Source organism: Micromonospora chalcea (assembly GCF_002926165.1).
GTDB classification, from domain to species: Bacteria; Actinomycetota; Actinomycetes; order Mycobacteriales; family Micromonosporaceae; genus Micromonospora; species Micromonospora chalcea.
On record NZ_MAGP01000002.1, the window covers coordinates 1 to 20,201 of the forward strand.

23 protein-coding genes are annotated in these 20,201 nt (G+C 73.4%); 11 read left to right on the forward strand and 12 right to left on the reverse strand.

The window, feature by feature from the left end; translation table 11 throughout:
* Positions 1-1,038, reverse strand: a 1,038-nt coding sequence (locus BAW75_RS01110; RefSeq protein ID WP_104112343.1) for an FAD-dependent monooxygenase, incomplete at its 3' end; no start/stop codon positions are given.
* A gap of 91 nt (positions 1,039-1,129) precedes the next feature.
* Here BAW75_RS01110 and BAW75_RS01115 point away from each other — a divergent pair.
* Genes BAW75_RS01115 through BAW75_RS01125 form a run of 3 tightly spaced genes read left to right on the forward strand, consistent with a single transcriptional unit; the run spans position 1,130 to position 3,465 of the window.
* The gene (locus tag BAW75_RS01115) at positions 1,130-1,729 is read left to right on the forward strand and encodes a TetR/AcrR family transcriptional regulator (RefSeq protein WP_104112344.1); all 600 of its coding nucleotides are present in this window, start codon (positions 1,130-1,132) and stop codon (positions 1,727-1,729) included.
* 15 nt (positions 1,730-1,744) lie between these two features.
* Entirely contained in the window at positions 1,745-2,275 is a 531-nt protein-coding gene (locus BAW75_RS01120) for a SigE family RNA polymerase sigma factor (protein ID WP_104112345.1), read from the forward strand.
* Positions 2,272-3,465 carry a hypothetical protein gene (locus BAW75_RS01125; RefSeq protein ID WP_104112346.1) on the forward strand — a complete coding sequence of 398 codons (1,194 nt, stop codon included), beginning with the start codon at positions 2,272-2,274 and terminating at the stop codon, positions 3,463-3,465. Before BAW75_RS01120 ends, BAW75_RS01125 begins: the two co-directional genes overlap by 4 nt.
* Before the next feature lie 55 nt (positions 3,466-3,520).
* Here the strand turns inward: BAW75_RS01125 and BAW75_RS01130 are convergent, their stop codons facing one another.
* The 4 genes from BAW75_RS01130 to BAW75_RS01145 form a co-directional block, all read right to left on the reverse strand.
* Positions 3,521-4,423 carry a sulfurtransferase gene (locus BAW75_RS01130; RefSeq protein WP_043327642.1) on the reverse strand — a complete coding sequence of 301 codons (903 nt, stop codon included), beginning with the start codon at positions 4,421-4,423 and terminating at the stop codon, positions 3,521-3,523.
* An 89-nt stretch (positions 4,424-4,512) separates the two neighbouring features.
* Positions 4,513-6,609, reverse strand: coding sequence for a hypothetical protein (locus BAW75_RS01135; protein WP_146074785.1), 2,097 nt, complete (start codon positions 6,607-6,609; stop codon positions 4,513-4,515).
* Between the two features lie 158 nt (positions 6,610-6,767).
* Positions 6,768-7,214, reverse strand: a complete 447-nt coding sequence (locus BAW75_RS01140; protein WP_043327643.1) for a hypothetical protein — start codon at positions 7,212-7,214, stop codon at positions 6,768-6,770.
* 2 nt (positions 7,215-7,216) lie between these two features.
* Positions 7,217-7,987 (reverse strand): SGNH/GDSL hydrolase family protein, encoded by a 771-nt coding sequence (locus BAW75_RS01145; RefSeq protein ID WP_104112348.1) that lies wholly within the window; start codon positions 7,985-7,987, stop codon positions 7,217-7,219.
* Between the two features lie 255 nt (positions 7,988-8,242).
* On the opposite strand from BAW75_RS01145, the gene BAW75_RS01150 reads away from it, so the two are divergent.
* Both BAW75_RS01150 and BAW75_RS01155 read left to right on the forward strand, forming a co-directional pair.
* Positions 8,243-9,736, forward strand: coding sequence for a hypothetical protein (locus BAW75_RS01150; protein WP_104112349.1), 1,494 nt, complete (start codon positions 8,243-8,245; stop codon positions 9,734-9,736).
* 19 nt (positions 9,737-9,755) lie between these two features.
* Positions 9,756-11,159 (forward strand): PQQ-like beta-propeller repeat protein, encoded by a 1,404-nt coding sequence (locus BAW75_RS01155; protein ID WP_104112350.1) that lies wholly within the window; start codon positions 9,756-9,758, stop codon positions 11,157-11,159.
* Here BAW75_RS01155 and BAW75_RS01160 read toward each other — a convergent pair.
* From BAW75_RS01160 to BAW75_RS01180, 5 genes are all read right to left on the reverse strand, one after another.
* Positions 11,143-12,321: a WD40 repeat domain-containing protein gene (locus tag BAW75_RS01160; protein ID WP_064448012.1), complete on the reverse strand. Its 1,179-nt coding sequence runs from the start codon at positions 12,319-12,321 to the stop codon at positions 11,143-11,145. The genes BAW75_RS01155 and BAW75_RS01160 overlap by 17 nt on opposite strands.
* Positions 12,318-12,848: a SigE family RNA polymerase sigma factor gene (locus BAW75_RS01165; RefSeq protein WP_043327648.1), complete on the reverse strand. Its 531-nt coding sequence runs from the start codon at positions 12,846-12,848 to the stop codon at positions 12,318-12,320. Before BAW75_RS01165 ends, BAW75_RS01160 begins: the two co-directional genes overlap by 4 nt.
* Before the next feature lie 115 nt (positions 12,849-12,963).
* Positions 12,964-13,479, reverse strand: coding sequence for a putative immunity protein (locus BAW75_RS01170; protein WP_104112351.1), 516 nt, complete (start codon positions 13,477-13,479; stop codon positions 12,964-12,966).
* Entirely contained in the window at positions 13,476-14,033 is a 558-nt protein-coding gene (locus BAW75_RS01175; RefSeq protein ID WP_104112352.1) for a putative immunity protein, read from the reverse strand. The genes BAW75_RS01170 and BAW75_RS01175 overlap by 4 nt, the downstream gene beginning before the upstream one ends.
* Entirely contained in the window at positions 14,030-14,365 is a 336-nt protein-coding gene (locus tag BAW75_RS01180) for a hypothetical protein (protein ID WP_082931107.1), read from the reverse strand. The genes BAW75_RS01175 and BAW75_RS01180 overlap by 4 nt, the downstream gene beginning before the upstream one ends.
* 95 nt (positions 14,366-14,460) lie before the next feature.
* On the opposite strand from BAW75_RS01180, the gene BAW75_RS01185 reads away from it, so the two are divergent.
* Together BAW75_RS01185 and BAW75_RS01190 are read left to right on the forward strand one after the other, a co-directional pair.
* The gene (locus tag BAW75_RS01185) at positions 14,461-15,264 is read left to right on the forward strand and encodes a helix-turn-helix domain-containing protein (RefSeq protein ID WP_104112353.1); all 804 of its coding nucleotides are present in this window, start codon (positions 14,461-14,463) and stop codon (positions 15,262-15,264) included.
* On the forward strand, positions 15,255-15,449 hold the full coding sequence (locus BAW75_RS01190) for a DUF397 domain-containing protein (protein WP_104112354.1): 195 nt from the start codon (positions 15,255-15,257) through the stop codon (positions 15,447-15,449). The genes BAW75_RS01185 and BAW75_RS01190 overlap by 10 nt, the downstream gene beginning before the upstream one ends.
* Positions 15,450-15,660: 211 nt before the next feature.
* Here the strand turns inward: BAW75_RS01190 and BAW75_RS01200 are convergent, their stop codons facing one another.
* Complete coding sequence (locus BAW75_RS01200; protein WP_043327654.1) at positions 15,661-16,038, reverse strand: VOC family protein; 378 nt, start codon at positions 16,036-16,038, stop codon at positions 15,661-15,663.
* A 173-nt stretch (positions 16,039-16,211) separates the two neighbouring features.
* Between BAW75_RS01200 and BAW75_RS01205 the strand changes: the two genes are divergently transcribed.
* The 4 genes from BAW75_RS01205 to BAW75_RS01220 all read left to right on the forward strand — a co-directional run bounded on the left by BAW75_RS01205 (position 16,212) and on the right by BAW75_RS01220 (position 19,612).
* Positions 16,212-17,981, forward strand: coding sequence for a proline--tRNA ligase (locus tag BAW75_RS01205; RefSeq protein ID WP_104112355.1), 1,770 nt, complete (start codon positions 16,212-16,214; stop codon positions 17,979-17,981).
* A gap of 54 nt (positions 17,982-18,035) precedes the next feature.
* On the forward strand, positions 18,036-18,455 hold the full coding sequence (locus tag BAW75_RS01210; RefSeq protein ID WP_030499538.1) for a CBS domain-containing protein: 420 nt from the start codon (positions 18,036-18,038) through the stop codon (positions 18,453-18,455).
* Between the two features lie 78 nt (positions 18,456-18,533).
* Positions 18,534-18,959: a SufE family protein gene (locus BAW75_RS01215; protein WP_013283255.1), complete on the forward strand. Its 426-nt coding sequence runs from the start codon at positions 18,534-18,536 to the stop codon at positions 18,957-18,959.
* 20 nt (positions 18,960-18,979) lie between these two features.
* Entirely contained in the window at positions 18,980-19,612 is a 633-nt protein-coding gene (locus BAW75_RS01220) for a DsbA family oxidoreductase (RefSeq protein ID WP_104112356.1), read from the forward strand.
* Between the two features lie 36 nt (positions 19,613-19,648).
* Here the strand turns inward: BAW75_RS01220 and BAW75_RS01225 are convergent, their stop codons facing one another.
* Positions 19,649-20,197, reverse strand: coding sequence for a YbaK/EbsC family protein (locus BAW75_RS01225; RefSeq protein ID WP_043330797.1), 549 nt, complete (start codon positions 20,195-20,197; stop codon positions 19,649-19,651).
* Positions 20,198-20,201: the final 4 nt, after the last annotated feature.

The following is a 20,201-nucleotide window of genomic DNA, read 5'->3' on the forward strand; positions in this document are numbered from 1 at the left end:
GAGTGGGGGTGGGGCAGCGGCTAGGCGGGTCAGGGTGGCGGCGAAGACCAGGACCTCCTCGGCGCGGGGGCGGCGGTCGGCCGCGTACCCGTCGAGGGCCCGCGGACCGGCGGCGAGCGCTTCGCCGAGCGCGACCGCGTCCCGCAGGCCGAGATTCATCCCCTGCCCACCGGCCGGGCTGTGCACGTGCGCCGCGTCCCCGGCGAGCAGCACCGGGCCGCGGCGGTAGGTGCTCGCGATCCGGTGGTGGATCCGGAACCGGGACGACCACGCCATGCCGGTGATCCGATCCGGCCGGCGCGCCGGACCGCGCTCGTCGAGCAGCGCCTGGAAGTGGTGCGCCTGCGGGTCCCGCGGCGCGTCGTCCACCGTGGCGACCAACCGGACCGTGCCGTCGGGCAGCGGCGCCCAGACCAGCGGGCCCCGCCGGGACAGGAAGAGGCTCACCTGGTCGCGCGGGAGCGCGCTGTCCACCCGGACGTCGGCGAGCAGGAACGACTCCCCGGGGTCGGCCGGGCCGCCGAAGCCGATGCCGGCGAGTTCGCGGACCCGGCTGTGCATCCCGTCCGCGCCGACGACCCACCGCGCCCGGACCGCGCGGCCGCCGTCGAAGCGCGCGACGGCGCCGTCGCCGTCGAGGTCCAGGCCGGTCATCTCGTACGGCCGCAGCACGCGCCCGCCGAGCGCGGCGAGCCGGTCGGCGAGCACCGCCTCGCTCTCGGCCTGCGAGATGAGCAGCGCGTACGGGTAGCGCGACGGCAACCGGTCGAAGGGGACGGTGAGCAGCACCCGGTCCCGGTCGCGGACGCTGAACCGGGCCGAGCGCAGCCCTCGGGCGGCCAGCGGCGCGGCGACCCCGATCCGGTCCAGCACTTCGAGGGTGCCGGCGTGCACGACTGCGGCGCGCGACGTGACGGGCGGCTCGGCGAGCCGGTCGACGACAGTCGCGGCAACCCCGTGCCCGGCCAGCGTCACGGCCGGCGGCGGGCCGGTCGGCCCGCCGCCCACCACGAGGACGTCGGTGCGTTCGGGCAGCATCGCTTCCACCTCCGGACTCGGTCAACAAATGTTTGCCAACACGTGTTGACTTAACTGTAGAGCCGATGTCAACACGTGTTGGCCTACAGTCGTGGACGTGACCGAACCCGCCACCCGCACCCGCCGCTCGGACGCCACCCGGGCGGCCATCCTGCGCGCCGCCCGGGAACGCTTCGCCGCCGACGGCTACGACCGGGCCACCATCCGGGCCATCGCCGCCGACGCCCGCATCGACCCGTCGATGGTGATGCGCTACTACGGCAGCAAGGAGGGACTCTTCGCCGCGGCGGCCGAGTTCGACCTGCGCCTGCCCGACCTGGCCGAGGTGCCGCCGGACCGGCTCGGCGAGACGCTGATCCGGCACTTCGTACGCCGCTGGGAGGCGGACGGGACGCTCGTCGCCCTGCTCCGGGCCGCCGCCACCAACCCCGGCGCGGCCGACCGGATGCGCGGCATCTTCGCCGGCCAGCTCGCCACCGCGGTGGCCCGGTCCAGCGCCGACCCGGCCACCGCCGAGCGACGGGCCGGTCTGGTGGCCAGCCAGATCCTCGGACTCGCCCTCACCCGGTACGTCGTCCGGCTGCCACCCGTGGTGGACCTCGACCCGGAGGAACTGACCGCCTGGGTCGGCCCGACGATTCAGCGCTACCTGACCCAACCTTTGCCCCCGTCCCGCGCGTCTGGCCGGTGACGGAGGAGGAGCCGGATGGGGCGTGACGCGGACGACGGGCGGGCGGACTACCTCGCCTTCGTCGAGTCGCACCAGCACCGGCTGCTGCGCGCCGCGTACCTGATCTGCGGCAACCGGCACCAGGCCGAGGACCTGCTCCAGGACGCGCTGCTCAAGCTGGCGCTGCGCTGGCCGTCGGTGCGCGACGGCGACCCGGCCGCGTACGTGCGCGCCATCCTCTACCGCGACGCCGTGTCCTGGTGGCGACGCCGGCGGCGGGAGTGGCTCAGCGCGTACCCGCCGGAACGGCCGGACAGAGACGGCGACCCCGCGTTGCGGCTCACCGTGCGCGCCGCGCTGGACCGGCTGCCGCCACGCCAGCGGGCCGTCGTGGTGCTGCGCTACTTCGAGGACCTGACCGAGGTCGCCACCGCCGAGGCGCTCGGCGTCACGGTCGGCACCGTCAAGAGCCAGTGCCACGACGCGCTGCGCCGGCTGCGCGACGTGGTGCCCGCCCCCGGCCGGTCCGGCGACGGCCTGGCCGCCGGAAGCGAGGTGAACCCGTGAACGAGACGGAGCTGACCCGGCTGCTGACCCGGGCCACCGAGGAGATCCACCCGACCCGGCCGGCCGCCGCCGGATGGGAACGGGCCGGGCGGGTCCGTCGTGCCCGCCGCGCCGCCGGGGCCGCCGCCGTCGCCGTGGTCCTGGTCGGCGGCGGTACGACAGCGCTCCTGCACCGCTCCGGCCCGCCCCCCGCGGCGCCACCCCGCCCGGCGGTGACCTCGGCCCCCAACGCGCCGGTCGTGCAGCGGCCCCCGGACCGGCTCGGCGAGGCGGGCGACCCGCTCGGCCGGCTCGGCGACCGGGTCGGCGCCGACCTCTCCGACCGCCCGGTGAGCCGGGCGCTGGCGCTGTACCAGCCGGTCGACCCGGCCACCGGTGAGGCGGGCACGGTCCGGGTGCTGGGTGACGACGGCATCGTCCGGGAACTCGACGTGGTCACGCTCGCGCCCACCCGCGACGCCGGGGGCAACGAGGCGACGGCACTCAAGCCGGGCAGCCTGTCGCCGGACGGCCGGACCGCCGCGTTCGCGCAGACCGGCGAGGTGGTGGTGGTCGACCTGACCGACGCCGAGGTGCGTCGCTATCCGCTCGCGGGCTACCTGGAACACGTGGTCTGGGCCGGTGACCGGCTGATCGTCGGGGACAACGACACCGCGTACGAGCTGGACCGGCGCACCGGAGCGGCGCCGAAGCTGACAGTCGACCCGTGGACGCTCGTCGTACCCGAGCCGGCCCGGTCCGGCGACCTGCTCACAGTGGGCGGCTGGTCCGGGGACGGCGGCCTGGCCGTACGCCGGTTCCCCGCCTCCGGCGGCGCGCCGGACCGGCGGCCGGTGACCACCGGCGCGCTTCCCCCCGGCTACCGGCTGGACGAGGTGTACGGGCGGGGCTGGCAGCGCGGCGACCGGATCGGCCAGGCCGGGTGGACCACCACCGCCAGTGGCGCCGGCACGATGAGCGGGGGCGAGGGCGTGGCGGTGCTGGACGCCCGCACCGGCGCGGTGACGCGCCTGCTCGACCTGGGCCGGGAGGGCCGGGCCAAGGCGTGCTGCGAGGTGTACGGCTGGACCGCCGACGGCGGCCTGCTGTTCCGCTACGACGCCGGGCTGGCCCGCTGGCGACCGGAGACCGGCGCTGTCGACCTGGTGGCGGCCGACGTCCCCGGGAGCCTGTCGATCGCCGCCCGCTGACGGGCCCGGAACGCGGCCGGTCCCGCCGCGGTGACGGCGGGACCGGCCGGGACGCTCAGCGGGTCAGGCCGCCGGGCTGGTCGCCCTTCACGACGGGAGCCCGGACCAGGTTGCCCCACTCGGTCCACGAACCGTCGTAGTTGCGCACCTGCGGGAAGCCGAGCAGGTGGTGCAGCACGAACCAGGTGTGGCTGGACCGCTCGCCGATCCGGCAGTACGCCACCACGTCGTCGGACGGGCTCAGACCGAGCTGGTCGGCGTAGATGGCGCGCAGCTCGTCGGCGGACTTGAACGTGCCGTCGTCGTTCGCGGCGGACTTCCACGGCTTGCTCACCGCGCCCGGGATGTGCCCGCCGCGCAGCGCGCCCTCCTGCGGGTAGTCCGGCATGTGCAGCATCTCGCCGGTGTACTCGCCCGGCGACCGCACGTCCACCAGCGGCCGACCGGCCGCCACGTGCGCCATGACCTGCTCCCGGTACGCGCGGATCGGCGCGTCGTTGCGCTCCGGCACCGGGTACGAGGCGCGGGGCCGGCTCACCTTGTCCCGGGTCAGCTCCCGCCCCTCGGCGATCCACTTCTGCCGGCCGCCGTCGAGCAGCCGTACGTCCGGGTGACCGAAGAGGGTGAAGACCCAGAGGGCGTACGCGGCCCACCAGTTGAAGTTGTCGCCGTAGAAGACGACCGTGTCGTCCCGCCCGATGCCCTTGGCCGCGCACAGCTCGGCGAAGCTCGCGGCGTCCAGGTAGTCGCGGGTGACCTGGTCGTTGAGTTCGGTGTGCCAGTCGACCTTGACGGCGCCGGGGATGTGGCCGGTGTCGTAGAGGAGCACGTCCTCGTCGGACTCGACCACCACGAGCCCTTCGTCGCCCAGGTGCTCGGCCAGCCATTCGGTGGTGACCAGGCGCTGCGGGTCGGCGTACGACTGGAGATCAGGATGCGGATCGCTCGGCACAGGCATGATCCCCAAGGTACGCCGGATCGCGGGCCACGGATGTGACACCGGCCCCACCGCCTCGGAAAGGTGGTGGGGCCGGTGCGGTCAGGTGCTCAGCCCTCGGCCACCAGGAACGTCCAGACCTGCTCGGGCGAGCGGGTGCCGTCCGCGGTGACCCCGACGACAGTGAGCGTGTGCGTCCCACCCTCGGTGGGCGTCCAGCTCACCGTCGCCCGGCTGCCGGTCTCGACACGCTGCTCGACGCCGTCGTCGAACCGGTAGAGGAAGGCCACCGTCGTGGTGAGTTGCGACGTGAACCGGAACTCGCCCGGCTGGCCCGGACCGCCCATGGGCACGTCCGTCCGGTACGGGTCGGCGGTGACGGCGGTGCGCAGGTCCCGCACCCGGAAGGACAAGGTCGCCGGCTCCGACACGGTGCCGTCCCCGCTCACGCTGCGCACGACCAGGTTGACCACGCCCGCCTCGGTCGGCGCCCAGGTGACAGACGCGGTGCCGTCGGCCTGCGCGGCCACCACCTGCTGGTCCTCGCCGGTGAACTGGTAGCGGTAGCTGACCGTGCCGGGCAGGCGGGGGGTGAAGGTGAAGACGCCCGGAATGCCCTGCCCACCGCTGGGGATGGGCAGGTAGACGGTGGCCGAGACCTTCGGCGCGGTCGGCAGGCTGAACTGCCGGCTGCTGGTGGCCTCCACACCGTCGGCCGTGACGCTGGTGACGGTGAGGGTGCGGGAGCCGCCCCGGGTCGCGGTGACGGTGATCGCGGCGGAGCCGTCCGCCGCCGCGTCCACCGTCTGCTCGGGGTCGCCGTCGAGGGCGTAGCGGTAGCGCACCACGCCGTCCATCTGCGGACGCAGCTGGAACGTGGCAGGCACCCCGATCTCACTCAGCCGTCCCTCCACGACCGGCGACACGTCCGAGGCGCGGAACGTGTACTCGGTGGTCGCCGAGCGGTTGCCGACCGCGTCGAGGCTCCACACCCGCAGGGTGTTCGGGCCGCTGTCCGGGGTGAGCGTGACGGTGGCCGTGCCGCCCGTCCGGTCCGCGTCGATCGTCTTCTCGACGCCGGAGTCCAGCGAGTAGCCGTACCGCACCACGTCGGTCGCGCCGTTGGCGGTGAAGGTGAACTCACCCGGCAGAGCCGGGTACCACCCGTCGTCGTCGGGGAAGTCGGTCGACGTCACGACGGGCGGCGTGGCCGGCCCCCGGACGTCGAGGCGGAAGTAGCAGACCGGGCTCCACTCGCCGGTGGCCCGGCTGTCCGCCGCCCGCATCTGCCAGGCGTACGTCCGGTCGTGCTCGAACGGCGACGGATAGACGGTGTCGTAGCGGCCGACGGCCCGCTCGCCGTCGCGCGCGTAGTCGGTCTGCTCGATCCGCGCCTCCGGCTGGTCGACCGGCCAGGCCGCGAAGGAGACGGTGAGCTGGTCCGTGCCGCCGCTGTCGCTGCGGTCGCGGTCGTGCACCACTCCGGAGGGGACTGGGTAGCGGATCACCTGGTACGGCTCGGTGGTGGTGCACGCCGTGCCGGTCTCGCTCCGCAGGTCGGTCGGCACGCCGGGGCGGAAGTTGTAGTCGATCGAGATGCCGACCTTGCTGGCGTACTGCCGGGCCAGTGCCGGGTCCCGCTCGGCGTCGGCGGGCAGCCGCAGCGAGAGGGTCAGCGTCGACCGGCCCTCGGCGAGCGCCTGGCGCAGCCCGTCGACCGCGTCGAACTCCACCCGGGGCGCCGGGCAGACGGTCTGGTCGGTGAGCTGGCGGCTGTCGACCAGCCCCAGGTCGGCCGGGGGGTTCCGCCAGCTCGACCGGGCGGTGTAGGCGGCGGTACGCCGCAACTCGACCACGGGACGTCTGGTGCAGTCGCCGCCTGCCGTCTCCTTCACGTCGAGGACTGCGGACTGGATGTCCGCTCCCCGGTAGCGGGAGATGTCGAACGTGAAGTAGGCGCGCGACGTGTGCGGGCGGCCTTTCCCGTCCTTCCACGTGCCGACCGGCACGTCCCCGGACCGGTCGATGTCGACCGTGGTGGGCGAGTGCGAGTCGGTCCAGGCCCACGAGGTGTTCGTCTCGTAGCGGATGTCGTACGCGGCTGCCGGCACCGCGGTGGCGGCCACCGTTCCGGCCGCGACCACCATCGACAGCGCGGCGGCGAGCACGCCTCGCCGGGCGGTTCGACGTGGATTTCTGTCAGGCATGAGGGTCATCCCTCATCCACCTTTCCCCGATTTCGCCCCGTACTCGATCGACGGGGGTAGCGGATGCTATCCAGTGGGGCGGACATCGGGCGATCCCGATAAGCGGGCAACCGGACACATCGGACGAACGGCGGTGAAGGTCGAGCCGTGCGGCGGGGTCAGGCGCGGCGGTGCACCAGGCGGCCGGCGACCACTGTGGCCAGGCAGGCGCCGTCCGGGCCGAACACGGCGAGGTCGGCCCGCCCGCCGGTCACCAGTGCTGGCGGCCGCACGCCGGGCAGCACCGCCACGTCGTTGCGGGCCGCGGCAGCCCGCAGCGCCGGGTCGGCCACGTGCTCCTCGACGACCGCGGCGACGCCGAGCCGGAACAGCGCGTGCACCCGCTCGCGCGGCGTGGGCGCCGGGGGCAGCGGACCGTCGTGCACGAGCGCCGGCCCGAGCGTGCCGGCCCACCGCCGCACCCGCATCCCGGGGTACGCGCCGGGAAGCTCGTCCGTCGGCACGATCGCCTCGACCCGGTCACCGGCGACCACGACGGCCAGCCCCGCTCGGGGCGGGTCGTCGGCTGTCAGCCGCAGCAGGTCGGCGGCGTGGACGGTACGCACACTCAGTCGCGCTCGACCGGCCCGAGCACCGGCCGCTTGGCGGTGACGAAGTCGCCGGAGGACCGCCCGGTCAGCCGGCGCCTGATCCACGGCGCCAGGTGCTTGCCGGCCCAGCGCAGGTCGGCGGCGCGCGCGGCGAGCCACGGGCTGGGCGCCGGGTGCGGCGGGACCAGCAGCCACTCCTCGTCGCAGCCGACGCCGAGCGCGGTGAGCACCTGGGCGGCGACCCGGCGGTGGCCCGCCGCCGACAGGTGAATCCGGTCGGTGCTCCAGAGCAGCGGGTTGAGGTAGGTGTCGTCGGAGTACAGGTCGACCAGGATCGCGCCGTGCCGCTCGGCCACCTCGCCGACCACCCGGTTGAGCAGCGTCACGCGCGGGGCCATCAGCCGCTGGCCGGGCAGCCGGGACATCACGTCGGCGAACCGGAACAGCACCACGTCGCTGCCGCCGAGGCGCAGCCGCTGCACGACCGAGTCGAAGCGGGGGACGAACGCGTCCGGGTCGAAGGTGCGGCGCAGCACGTCGTTGCCGCCGGCCGCGAAGCTGATCAGGTCGGGCTTCATGGCCAGCGCGGACGGCACCTGCTCGGCCACCACGTTCGGGAACAGCCGGCCCCGGATGGCCAGGTTGGCGTAGCCGAAGTCGGGCCCGGCCTCGACGGCGAGACGGGTGGCGACCAGATCGGCCCAGCCCCGGTAGCTGCCGTCCGGATACGCGTCGTCCATGCCTTCGGTGAAGCTGTCGCCCACCGCCACGTAGCTGCGCCAGCGCACGGCGCCTCCCTCAGACGTCCCGGCAGAAGTGCGTCGCACAGTCTGTCACCGCGCGGGCCGCTCCCGCTGGCCCTGGACGCCGGACGTGGCGGATGTCTCGACGTCCTGTTCACGACAACCACCCCCCGGGGACAAAAGCCCCGACCCGTCCAGGCGGGGCAGAATCCGTCGTCCGGACCGGGGATGATGGCTGCCGTCATCCGGCCGCGCGAAACCGTCCGGCCGGTCCCGCATCCGGCACGAGCGAGGAACCACATGACGCAGGGGCACCCACCGGCGGCAGGTTGGCCACCGCCCGGCAACGCCGACCCCCGGTACGGCGGACCGCCGCCGCCCGCGCAGCCGGTGCCGTGGGGTACGCCGCCCCCGCCGCCGAAGTCCCGCCGTGGGCTCTGGATCGGGCTCGCGGCGGGCGCACTCGCGCTGGCGGTCTGCGCCGGCACGGCGGTCGGCGTCGGGCTGGGCCTGCGCGGCGACGACGAGGACGGCTCCGCGCCGAAGGCGGCAGCCGGCGCGAACGGTGTCACCGTCACCGACGCCGAGCTGACCGCCCTGCTCGACCGGCACAGCAAGGCGCTGGCGGCGAAGGACCTGGACGGCTACCTGGCCGCGTTCGACCCGGCCCGCAAGGAACTGATCGCCGGGCAGACCCAGCTGTTCCGCAACCTGGGCAAACTGCCGCTGTCGGTGGCCCGCTACGAGACGATCGAGAAGCAGGGCCGCGTCAGCGACGCCTTCGGGCAGGGCGTCACGTTCCAGCTCGACGTCTCCTTCGTGCACCAGCTGGACGGCTTCGACCTGGCGCCGGTCGCCGAGTGGTACCGCTGGACGGTCGTCCGCGCCGGCAAGGACGCGCCGATCCAGGTCACCGCCGTCACCGGCGCACCGGCCGGCGGCAACGGCGACTCGAAAACCGTCTACTACCCCGGGCCGTGGGACAAGTGGCGGGACATCCATGTCGAGCGGACCCCGTACGCCCTGATCATCACCGATGCGGCCCGGGCTGCCGTGGCGAGGCGGTACGCCCCGGCCGTCGACAAGGCGGTGACGAGCAACCTGGCCGTGTGGCGGGCCAACGCGCCGCCCGAGCCGGCGTCTGACAAGTTCGTCGTCACGCTCGCCGCCGGCAAGGACGAGATGACCTCGCTCTACCGGATCGGCACCGAGAAGGCCACCGAGGCGGGCTACTCGGTGGGCATGGTCGCGGCCGAGCGCAAGGACGGCAGGAACACGATCGGCGGCACCCGCATCGTGGTGGACACCGGAGATCGTTACTTCACCCGCTCCGGCGGCGACAACGACGCCCACATGGTGTTGCGGCACGAGATCGCGCACTCGCTGATGACGCCCCGCACCGACCCGGCCGCCGTGGACGAGTTCAGCAAGCTCGACGAGTGGGTGGTCGAGGGGTTCGCCGAGTACATCGCCTTCCACGGCCGCCCGCTGGCCGCCAGCGAGCGCACCGCGCCCGCCCTGCAACTGGTCCGCGACGGCGGGAACGGCTGGAACGGCACGCTGCCCAGCAACGCCGACTGGCAGAAGAGCGGCCTGCTGACCTTCCACTACTGGCTCGGGCACACCGCGATGACGCACCTCGCCGAGAAGCACGGTGAGCCGAAGCTGTTCCGCTTCGTCGAGGCCGTCTACGCCGGCGCCCCGACCGACCGCGCCGCCCGGGACGTGCTCGGCGTGTCGCTCGACGAGTTCCAGGCCGGCTGGGCCGACTACGTCCGCGAACTGGCGGGCTGACGGAAACGGGAGACGACCGATGACGTATCAGCACCAGCAGTACCCGCCGCCCGCGTACCCACCGGTGGGCCGGCCGGGTCCGGGCGGTGCGCCGCCGGCGGCGCCGAAGCGGCGCGGGCGCGTCGCGTTGCTGGTGGCCGGTGGGCTGGTGGCCGTGCTCGCGGTCGCGGCCGGCACCGCCTACGGCGTGTCCCGGCTGGTCGGCGGCGGTGACGACGGCGGGAGGAAGCTGCGTGCCGCGTGGGTGCTCGACTTCCCGGAGCTGCAGCGCAACGGCCTGAAGACGTACGACGGGCAGGACATGTTCGGCGCCTGGCTGGTCGGTGACGCGGTGGTCCGCGCGCAGCCGGACGGGATCATCGCCTACCGGCTCGGCGACGGCGGCCAGGCGTGGGGCGTGCCCGCGCCGCAGGGGGCCTCGCTGTGCGCGGCCGCGCAGACCCTCGCCGACGGGCGGGGTGTGGTGGCGCTCGGCCCGGCCGACTCGTGCGACACGCTCGTCGGGTTCGACGCGGCCGCCGGCACGCAGACGTGGCGGGTGACGTTCCCTGTGGAACGCCGGACGGGCCGGTCCGAGACCGTCGCCCCCGACCTGTCGGTGGCCGCCGGGCAGGTGGTCGTCCGCAGCGGCGGGAACGTCCTCGGCTACTCGCTGGCCGACGGCAAGCGGCTGTGGCAGACCGACGCCGACCGGCTGCTGCCCGGCCGCGACTGCCGCCTGACCGACGCGCAGGCCGCCGGGGACCAGGCCGTCGTCACCACGCTCTGCGACGGCGACCGGGGCGCGCTGCTCGGCCTGGACCCGGCCACCGGCAAGCCGCGCTGGAAGCAGGACCTGCCCGCCGCGCAGCAGAGCGACGGGGTGCTCAGCGTCGACCCGCTGGTCAGCCGGCCCGGCCTGAACACCGAGACGTTCGTCGCGCGCGACGCCACCGGCAAGGAGCGGGCCGCGTTCGGCAACCCCGTCGACGGTACGCGGTTCAGCGACCTGCCGGTCAACCGTTCCAACACGGTGAGCGGGCCGGCGGTCCGGCCGTACCTGGCCGACGCGGACACGCTCTACCTGCCGACCGAGCCCTCTCCGGTGGGCGACAAGATGCGCCAGGCCAACCAGGTGGTGGCGATCGACCTGGCCACCGGGAAGCGGCGCTGGGTGTCGGCCGGGCACACCGACAGCGAGGTGGAACTCGTCCGCCTCGACGGGCAGGGCGTGCTGGCGTGGGAGGTGGGTGACCGGCGGGATCTCGCCCCACGGCTGGTCCGGATCGACCCCGCCACCGGGAAGGTGGGCGTGGTGGCCGAGGCGCCGCTGTCGGCCGGCACCGAGGGCAGCGACGCGAAGGTGCTGGAGCGCGACGGCACAGTGGTGCTGGTGCCGTGGAAGCAGGTCACGGCGGACGCGGCGATCACGGTCCTGCGGTGATGATCTGCATGTCCCGCAGCGCCGAGGGCTCCGCCCGCTCCGTGATCTTCTTGCCGTTCGCATCCACCAGGACCACCGTGTAGCGGTCACCGCTGCGCACCCGGACCACCATCGACCCGTCCGGCTGGAAGAAGACCTGCCGCAGTTGACGTCCCTCCAGCGGCAGCGACACCTCCGCGCCGGTCCGGGTGTCGAGCACGGCGTTGACCAGTAGCTCCCGTGCCGCGTCCCCGTACGTGCCGTTCCGGTCGATCCGCAGGAGCGCGACCCGCCGGCCGTCCGGGGAGAGACTGGACAGGTCGAAGGAGACGTACCGGCTGCCCTTGGTGCCCAGGCCCGGCACCGTCCGGCGCGCCCTGCCGTTCCGGTCGGTGAGGACGATCGTGCCGTCGGAGCCGTCGGCGAACGCCAGCGTCCCGTCCGCCGCGAACACGGCGTGACAGCCGTCGAGGCCCGTCACCCTGGTGAACTTCCCGGAGGAGACGTCGAGCACGCCGGTGGCCGGGTCGTCTCCGCCAGCGTTCAGACGCACGACGAGCTGTTGCGAGTTCGGCAGCCAGACGGGTGACCAGCAGACGTCGTCGACGCCGTCCCGGAGCTTGCGCCGCCCCGAGCCGTCGATGGCCGACACCCACACCGCACCGGTCGTCTCGACCCAGGCGACCCTCTGTCCGTCGGGGGACACCGAGACGTTGACCTGCGCCGGCCCGTACGGGAGACCGAGCAGGCGGACCGGGTCGTCGCCCGGACGCCAGGACTGAAGCCGGACGGTGCTCGTCGGGGACGGGGCGTTCGCCAGGTCGGACGGGCCGTAGACGAGCCGCCCGAAGGTCGCGTCACCGTTCGGCCCCCCGCCTGTGGTTTCGCTGGGACTGGTCGACGGCGTGCTCGACGGCTCGGCGGACGGGGTCGGGGTGGGCTCGACCGGCGGGGCGGTGACTGTGACCGACGGCCCGGCCGGCACGGGCGTCTGGCTGTTCGGCCGGATCGCCAGTGCCGTTCCGGTCGCGGCGGCCAGCACCACCAGCACGGCGGCAGAAGTGGCGGCCGCCCGCTGGAGGCCGAGCCGCCGCGAGGTACGCAGTGCCCGGTCCCGCAGGTCGACCGGGGTGACCTCCTCGGCCAGATCGGCCAGGTCGAAACGCAGTCGGTCCTGGTTCATCGGGCGGTTCCTTCCGTGACGTACAGCTCGGCGAGCTCCGGTGCCACGCTGCGCAGCTTCGCCAGCGCCTTCGAGGTCTGGCTCTTGACGGTGCCGACTGTCACACCGAGCAGGTCGGCGGCCTCGGTCTCGGTGCGGTCCTCGAAGAACCGCAGAACCAGCACGGCCCGTTGTTTGGGAGAGAGCCGGGCCAGCGCGGCCCGGAGGGTCAGCCGGAGCGTGGTCTGCTGGGCGTGGTCGGGGGCCGAGTCGCCTCCGCGCGGCTCGGGCACGTCGCCCGGCATCGACTCGGCCACCCGGCGGCGTCGCCACCAGGAGACCTGCAGGTGGTACATGACCTTCCGGGTGTACGCCTCCGCGTTGCCGGTCTCGTGCAACCGATTCCAGGCACGGTGCGTACGGGCCAACGCGGACTGGACGAGGTCCTCGGCCAGATGCTGGTCGCCGGTCAGCAGGTAGGCGGAGCGCAGCAGCGCGGGCGTACGAGTTCGGACGAACAGGTCGAACTCAGTCAGGAGAAGATCCACACGAGCCGGTCCTTGGGGTCAGGTGGTGCATCGGCGTGACGCCTTCCGAGACGCCACCCGGCCACGCCATGGTTGCCACCTCCGATGGCACTTTCCCGACAGGCTCCGGCCGGTGTCAGCAGTCGAAGACCGACCAGCAGATGTCGTTGCGCAGCCGCTGGTCGTCCAGGACCAGCTCGCGGATCTCGGCCGGAAGCTGATCGCGCTGCCACCGGCACTCGTCGCGCCCGGCCGCCTCGCCGAGACCGGCGGGCACCGCCGCGCGTACCGCCTTGATCGCGTACGCGGCGGCACCGAGTTCGTGGGCGGCCACGTGGGCCACGACGGCGGCCTGTCCGGCGGCGTACGCGGCGTTGCGTGCCGCCCCGCGCAGGTCCCGGGCCGCGCCCATGGCGTGCCCGCCCGCCGCGCGCGCCTCCATCATCCTGACCTCGCCCCGCACCCAGGCGCGGGCGTACGCGATCGCCTCACGCGGGCGGCTGTCGTCCGGCCGGACCGCCTCGAACAGGCCGAGGACGTGCTCCGCGCAGGTGGCGGCCCAGAGCGCCAGCAGATGGTGGTGCTCGTCGGTGAGCGTGCCGCCCCGGCGGATCGTGGTGAACCGGGGATCGCGGACCTTCGGCAGGATCACGACGCGGCCTCCGGCCCGGCGGCGCCCTGGCGCAGGTCGTGGTCGAGTGCGCTCATCAGCCGGGCGACCCGGCTGCCGCCGCCGGTCACCGGCGGATAGCGGCGGAGCACGTCGACCAGCACGGGGGTGGCGAGCTGCCGGTACCGGTCCAGCGCTGCCATGCCGACGATCTCGTCACCGCCGGCCTCCAGTTCGGCGACGCGCGCGGCGTTGGCGGCGGCCCGCAGAATGTGGCCGACCTGGGTGGCCTTCGCGATCGGGTGCAGGTACGCGGCCGCGGCGGCGTCACCGGCGGCCCGGGCGGCCAGGCGCGCGGACTCGGTGGGCGCGGACCGGGCGGCCCGGTGCGCGTCGAGGGACGTGACCCGCTGGAGTTTCGTCCGGGCGGCACCGCGCGCGAACGTCCACGCCGCGTCGACAGCCGCACGGGGACGCGGATCGCCGGGAACCGCCCGCTCGTAGACCGGGAGGACGTCCTCCGCGTGCCGGACCGCGTACCGCGCCACCTCGCGCAACTCGTCCATCGTCAGGTCGAAGTCCCCGGGCGCAGTCATGTCGCGGGCATCGTATCGGTGATGCCGCGCCGGTACGGGCCCCAGCCGACGAACCGCTCGAACAGCTCGCGCGGGGTCGGCCCGTCCTGCGGGTTGAGGCGGAACAGGTCGTGGGTGGCCTCGTGGTAGAGCCCGGACAGGTAGACGGCCAGGTCGACGGGGTGGTCCGCGTACTCGACCTTGAGCAGTAGGCGCGCCTGCGCACAGGGCCACGGCGCGCCGCAGGCGCGGCACAGCCAGAGCGGCCGGATCGGCAGGTGGGCCGGGTGGTCCGGCGGGTAGGGGCGGGGCCGATCGGGGTACGGCCCGAGCCGCGGTACGGGAAGGTTCATGCGTGACAGTCTGCTGATCGCGCCACTACGCTCGGAAGTCCTCGCTGCCGGTCCGGGGAGAGGCCGGGAGACCGGCCGCAATCTGAGGAGGGCGTGTGGAGAACGAGCCGACCGCCGAGCTGATCCGCGCGCAACTGCGGCGGCTGCGGGTGCGGGCCGAACTGAGCCAGGAGGAGTTCGGGAAGCTCGTGCACTTCTCCGGCTCCCAGGTGTCGGCGGTCGAGCTGGGCCACCGGCCGCTCGACAGGTTCTTCCTCGCCCGGGCCGACGAGGTGCTCGGCACCGGCGGACTGTTGATGTCGCTGCTCAAGCTCGCCGAGCGCGACGGCCAGCCGAGCTGGTTCCGCCCCTGGCTCGAAGCCGAACGCCAGGCGCAACAGTTGCGCACCTACCAACCGACCCTGGTTCCCGGACTGCTCCAGACCGAGAACTACGCCCGCGCGATGATCCGCACAGATGACCTGATCACCGATGACGAGGTGGAACGACGCCTCGGAGTGCGGCTGGACCGGCAGTCGATCCTCTCCGACCCGGGCCGCCCGAAGTACATTGCCGTCATCGAGGAGTCCGTTCTACGCCGCGCCGACGAGGGCTACCGCGGACTCATGGCCGAGCAGATCGCGCACCTCGTCGAGTGCGCCGAGCGCCCGCACGTCGACATTCACATCGTGCCGACCTCGGTTACCGTGCACGTCGGCCTGGTCGGACCGTTCGCGCTGGCCCGGGGCACAGACGGCGGCTGGGTCGGCCACCTGGAGAACCAACTCGGCGGCGTCGTGGTCGACAAGGACGAGGACGTGGCTATCCTGCTGTCCAGATGGGAGAGTGTCCGCAGCGAGGCACTACCGCGCCGGCAGTCGGTCGAGCTGATGAAGGACGTGATGACCTCGTGGAGCTGACTGGAGCGATCTGGCGGAAGTCCACACGCAGCGGTACCCAGGGCGACTGTGTCGAGGTGGCGGACAACCTGGCCGCTGTGGTCGGGGTGCGCGACAGCAAGGACCCGGCCGGGCCGGTGCTCACCTTCACACCCGACGCCTGGCGGGCCTTCGTCCGGCTCAGCGGGAGCCGCGCGTCGCGCTGATCAGCACCGTGTGGGCCGATCCGGTGCCACAGCTCGCCCGTGCCGGCCCCGACCTCCAGCACGTCCCCGGCCAGTGGCAGCCGCTCGCCCAGCCAGGCGTACCAGTTCTGCGGATTGGTGCCGTACGCGTGCAGCGCGATGCGAGCGGTCAGGTTGCCGGTTGTCGTCGCGTACTGGCTGGTCGCGCGCGCCGACGCGGTGGCGTCGCCCGTCATGAGAGGTAGAAGCAGAACGGGTGACCATCCGGGTCGAGGAGCACCCGGACGTCGTCCTGCGGCTGGAAGTCGGGCAGCGTCGCGCCCACGGACACCGCGTACGCCACGGCTGCCTCCAGGTCGTCGACCTTGATGTCCAGGTGGACAGACATCTGCTGGTCGCCGGGACCGGCCGGCCACACCGGCCGCACGTAGGCCGGCTCGTCCTGGAACGCCAGCCAGTGGCCGCCCTCCGGCGGGGCGAGGAGGACCCAGTCGGCTTCCTTCTCGCGCCGGATCCAGCCGAGCAGCCGCTCGTAGAACGCGGCCAGGTCCTCTGCGGACGGCGCGTCCAGCACCGTTGTCGTCAGCTTCATCAGCGGTCGCTCAGCCATGCCGCATTCCTACCCGGCACCCGCGACATTTACCGGCCCATCCGCACCATCTCGGCGGGGTGGCGGCATCGACACCAGTCGGATACCGCCACCTCGCCGAGCCGGCGACGATCGGCCCGCACGGACACCGAAAGGGGTCGCCCGGTCCTCCGCTCGCGCCATAAGCTGCGGCAATGCTGCTGCGCATGTCGACCCTGCTGCTCCGGACCCTGCGCGAGGACCCGGCCGACGCGGAAGTGCCGAGCCACCGGCTGCTGCTGCGCGCCGGATACGTCCGCCGGGCCGCGCCGGGCGGCTACACCTGGCTGCCGCTGGGCAAGCTCGTGCTGGACCGGATCACCGCGATCGTCCGGGACGAGATGACCGCGATCGGCGACCAGGAGGTGCACTTCCCGGCGCTGCTCCCGGCCGAGCCCTACCGGACCAGCGGGCGGTGGACCGAATACGGGGACGACATCTTCACGCTCGCCGACCGCAAGGGCGCCGACCATCTGCTCGCGCCGACCCACGAGGAGCTGGCCGCGCTGCTGGTGAAGGACCTGTTCACCTCGTACCGGGACTTCCCGGTGACGCTGTTCCAGATCCAGACGAAGTTCCGCGACGAGGCCCGTCCCCGGGCCGGTCTGCTGCGCGGGCGCGAGTTCCTGATGAAGGACGCCTACTCGTTCGACCTGGACGAGGCCGGGCTCCAGGCCGCGTACGACAGGCACCGGGCCGCCTACGAGCGCGTCTTCACCCGGCTCGGGCTGGACTTCACCACTGTCCACGCGATGTCCGGCGCGATGGGTGGGTCGGCGTCGGAGGAGTTCCTGGCCGCCACGCCGGTCGGTGAGGACACGTTCGTCGGCTGCACCGCCTGCGACTACGCGGCGAACACCGAGGCGGTGGTGACCCGCGCCCCGGCCGCCCAGGACCCGGACGCGCACCCGCCCGCCGAGACGCACGACACCCCGGAGACGCCCACCATCGCGGCGCTGGTCGAGCTGGCCGAGGCCCGCAAGCTGGGCGGGCGCACCGGCTGGACCGCCGCCGACACGTTGAAGAACGTGGTCCTCACCGTCCGCAGGCCCGGTGCCGAGCAGGCTGAACCGCTGGTCATCGGCCTGCCCGGCGACCGCGAGGTGGACCTGAAGCGGGTCGAGGCGGTGCTGGCCCCCGCCACGGTGGCGGTCTTCGAGGACTGGGACGCCCACCCGGAGCTGGTCCGCGGCTACATCGGGCCGCAGATCCTGGCCAAGCACGGCATCCGCTACCTGGTCGATCCCCGCGTGGTGCCCGGCACCGCCTGGCTGACCGGCGCGAACGAGCCGGGCCGGCACGCCACCGACGTGGTCTGCGGGCGCGACTTCGTACCGGACGGCACGATCGAGGCGGCTGAGGTGCGGCCCGGTGACCCCTGCCCGGCCTGCGACGCCGGTGAGCTGACCATCCGGCGGGGCATCGAGGTCGGGCACATCTTCCAGCTCGGACGCCGGTACACCGACGCGTTCGCGGTCGACGTGCTCGGCCCGGAGGGCAAGCCGGTCCGGCCCACGATGGGCTGCTACGGCATCGGCGTGTCCCGGGCGGTCGCCGCGGTGGCCGAGCAGCACCACGACGACCGGGGGCTGGTCTGGCCCGCGGCTGTCGCGCCGTGCGACGTACACCTGGTCGCCGCCGGGAAGGGGCCGCAACTCGACGCGGCGCTCGACCTCGGCCGGCGCCTCGCCGCCGCCGGCCTGCGGGTGCTGGTCGACGACCGCACGCACGTGTCCGCCGGGGTGAAGTTCACCGACGCCGAGCTGATCGGCATTCCGCGCGCCGTCGTGGTCGGCCGACGTCTGGCCGACGGGTACGTGGAACTGCGTGACCGGGCCACCGGTGAACGGGCCGAGGTGCCGGTGGAGGACATCGTGGAGCGTCTGCGCGACGAGGTACGCGCGACGCGCCACGACGGGGTGTAGCGAACGCGGTACCGGGTACCGCATACGGATCGACCGAGGTGTTCGGAGGCTCTCATGTACCGCGTCAGTGACGTGATGACCAGGCAGGTGATCTACCTCCCGGCGGAGACCCCGCTGGACGAGGCGGCCCGGGTGATGAAGGAGTCGGACATCGGCGACGTGGTGGTGACCGACGGCGCCACGCTCGCCGGCATGCTGACCGACCGCGACATCGTGGTGCGGGCGGTGGCCGAACGCGCCGACCCGGGCACCACCACGATCGGCTCGATCATCACCCGTGAGGTGGTCATGATCGAGCAGCACTGCACGGCGAACGAGGCGGCGGCGCTGATGCGCGAGCGCAACATCCGGCGCGTGCTGGTCTGCGACAGCGACCGCAAGCTCGTCGGCATCGTCTCCCTCGGTGACCTCGCCATGCAGCTCGACCCCCAGTCGGCGCTCAGCGACATCAGCGAGGCCGCGCCGAACGCGTGAGAGCGGGCCCGCTCGCGTGACGCGGGGCACCGCCACCGCCGTCGCATGACGGCGCGCGGCGGCGGATAGCCTCGACCCATGCCCGAGATGCCGACGAAGCTGGCCGAGATCGTGGACGAGTTCGCCGCCGCACCGCGCGACGTCGTGCTGGAGATGCTGCTGGAGTTCGCCGACGTGATCCCGCCCCTGCCCGAGGGTGTGAACCGGGAGGAGCTGGAGCAGGTCCCCGAGTGCCAGACCGCGTTCTTCCTGCGCGCCGAGGTGAACGCGGACAAGACGGTCAGCACCGTCTTCGACTGCCCGCCGGAGGCGCCCACCACCCGGGCGTTCGCCGGCATCCTCGCCGAAGGGTTGGCCGGGGCGAGCGCCGAGGAGGTGCTGGCCGTACCGGATGACCTCTACCAGCGGATGGGCCTGGCCCAGGCGATCAGCCCGCTGCGGGTACGCGGCGGCACCGCCATCCTGGCCCGGCTCAAGCGCCAGGTCCGGGAACAGATCTCCTGACCGGCGGGTTGTCGCTGGTCATGGACATCGAGATCTACGCCGACGTGGTCTGCCCCTGGTGCTGGATCGGCAAGCGCCGACTGGAACAGGCGCTGGAGTCGTACGACGGCGAGGTGAACGTCCGGTTCCGGCCGTTCCAGCTCGACCCGACGCCGGTCACCGAGCCGAAGCCGCTGCTGGAGGCGCTCGGCGACAAGTTCGGCGGACGGGACAAGGCCGAGGGCATGGCCGCGCACGTCACCGGCGTCGCCGCGAGCGCGGGCCTGGACCTGCGGTTCGACCGGGCGGTGGCGGCGAACACGTTCGACGCGCACCGGCTGGTGCGTTTCGCCGCCGAGCGCGGCCGTTCCGCCGAGATGGTCGAGCGGCTCTACCGGGCGCACTTCCATGACGGCATCGACGTCGGATCGATCGACGCGCTGGTCACGCTGGCCGGCGAGGCCGGTCTGGACGAGACCGAGGCGCGGGAGTACCTGGAGTCGAACCTGGGCCGCCGGGAGGTCGCCGCCGACCTGAGCGCCGCGCACCAGCTCGGCGTCTCCAGCGTGCCGACGTTCGTGCTGGCCGGAAAGTACGCGGTCACCGGCGCGCAGGAGCCGGAGACGCTGCTCGCCGCGTTGCGCGAGGTGGCGCAGCGCGAAGCGGCAGCCTGATGTTTCACGTGGAACAAGATCGATGCGAATGAGGACCTAGGCCGGCCTGGCCAGGTCCTCCACCACCCTCGCCCCGGGCAGCGCGCCGAGCGCCGGCCCGGGCAGGGCGATCTTGCTGTGCCGTACGCCTGATCCGATGATCACGTGCGGGGTGGCGATCACCCGGGAGTCGACGAGGACCGGCCAGTCCGCCGGCAGCCCGATCGGCGTGATGCCGCCGTACTCCATTCCGCTCAACTCGACCGCCTCGGCCATCGGCGCGAAGCTCGCCTTGCGCACGTCGAGCAGCTTGCGGACCACGCCGTTGACGTCGGCGCGCGTGGTGGCGAGCACGACGCAGGCCGCGTACCGGGTCTCGCCGCCGCGCTTACCGGCGACCACCACGCAGTTGGCCGATTCCTCCAGCCCCACCTGGTACGCCTCGCAGAACGCGGCGGTGTCGGCCAGATCGGCGTCGATCGGGGCGACGAGTACGTCGTCCACGTCCACCGGGGCCTCGGCCGGCCACTCCTGCAGCGCCGCGGCGACCGGCGGGGCCAGCAGGTCGAGCCGTGCCCGGGCCGGCTCCGTCTTCAGCGTCCCCATCATG

What these genes read in the sequence shown, in the direction of transcription:
- BAW75_RS01120 (WP_104112345.1), top strand. Translation starts at nt 1,745, where the DNA reads ATGGGGCGTGACGCGGACGACGGGCGGGCGGACTACCTCGCCTTCGTC.
- BAW75_RS01130 (WP_043327642.1), bottom strand. Translation starts at nt 4,423, where the DNA reads ATGCCTGTGCCGAGCGATCCGCATCCTGATCTCCAGTCGTACGCCGAC.
- BAW75_RS01135 (WP_146074785.1), bottom strand. Translation starts at nt 6,609, where the DNA reads ATGCCTGACAGAAATCCACGTCGAACCGCCCGGCGAGGCGTGCTCGCC.
- BAW75_RS01150 (WP_104112349.1), top strand. Translation starts at nt 8,243, where the DNA reads ATGACGCAGGGGCACCCACCGGCGGCAGGTTGGCCACCGCCCGGCAAC.
- BAW75_RS01155 (WP_104112350.1), top strand. Translation starts at nt 9,756, where the DNA reads ATGACGTATCAGCACCAGCAGTACCCGCCGCCCGCGTACCCACCGGTG.
- BAW75_RS01160 (WP_064448012.1), bottom strand. Translation starts at nt 12,321, where the DNA reads ATGAACCAGGACCGACTGCGTTTCGACCTGGCCGATCTGGCCGAGGAG.
- BAW75_RS01175 (WP_104112352.1), bottom strand. Translation starts at nt 14,033, where the DNA reads ATGACTGCGCCCGGGGACTTCGACCTGACGATGGACGAGTTGCGCGAG.
- BAW75_RS01180 (WP_082931107.1), bottom strand. Translation starts at nt 14,365, where the DNA reads ATGAACCTTCCCGTACCGCGGCTCGGGCCGTACCCCGATCGGCCCCGC.
- BAW75_RS01200 (WP_043327654.1), bottom strand. Translation starts at nt 16,038, where the DNA reads ATGGCTGAGCGACCGCTGATGAAGCTGACGACAACGGTGCTGGACGCG.
- BAW75_RS01205 (WP_104112355.1), top strand. Translation starts at nt 16,212, where the DNA reads ATGCTGCTGCGCATGTCGACCCTGCTGCTCCGGACCCTGCGCGAGGAC.
- BAW75_RS01210 (WP_030499538.1), top strand. Translation starts at nt 18,036, where the DNA reads ATGTACCGCGTCAGTGACGTGATGACCAGGCAGGTGATCTACCTCCCG.
- BAW75_RS01215 (WP_013283255.1), top strand. Translation starts at nt 18,534, where the DNA reads ATGCCCGAGATGCCGACGAAGCTGGCCGAGATCGTGGACGAGTTCGCC.
- BAW75_RS01220 (WP_104112356.1), top strand. Translation starts at nt 18,980, where the DNA reads ATGGACATCGAGATCTACGCCGACGTGGTCTGCCCCTGGTGCTGGATC.
- BAW75_RS01225 (WP_043330797.1), bottom strand. Translation starts at nt 20,197, where the DNA reads ATGGGGACGCTGAAGACGGAGCCGGCCCGGGCACGGCTCGACCTGCTG.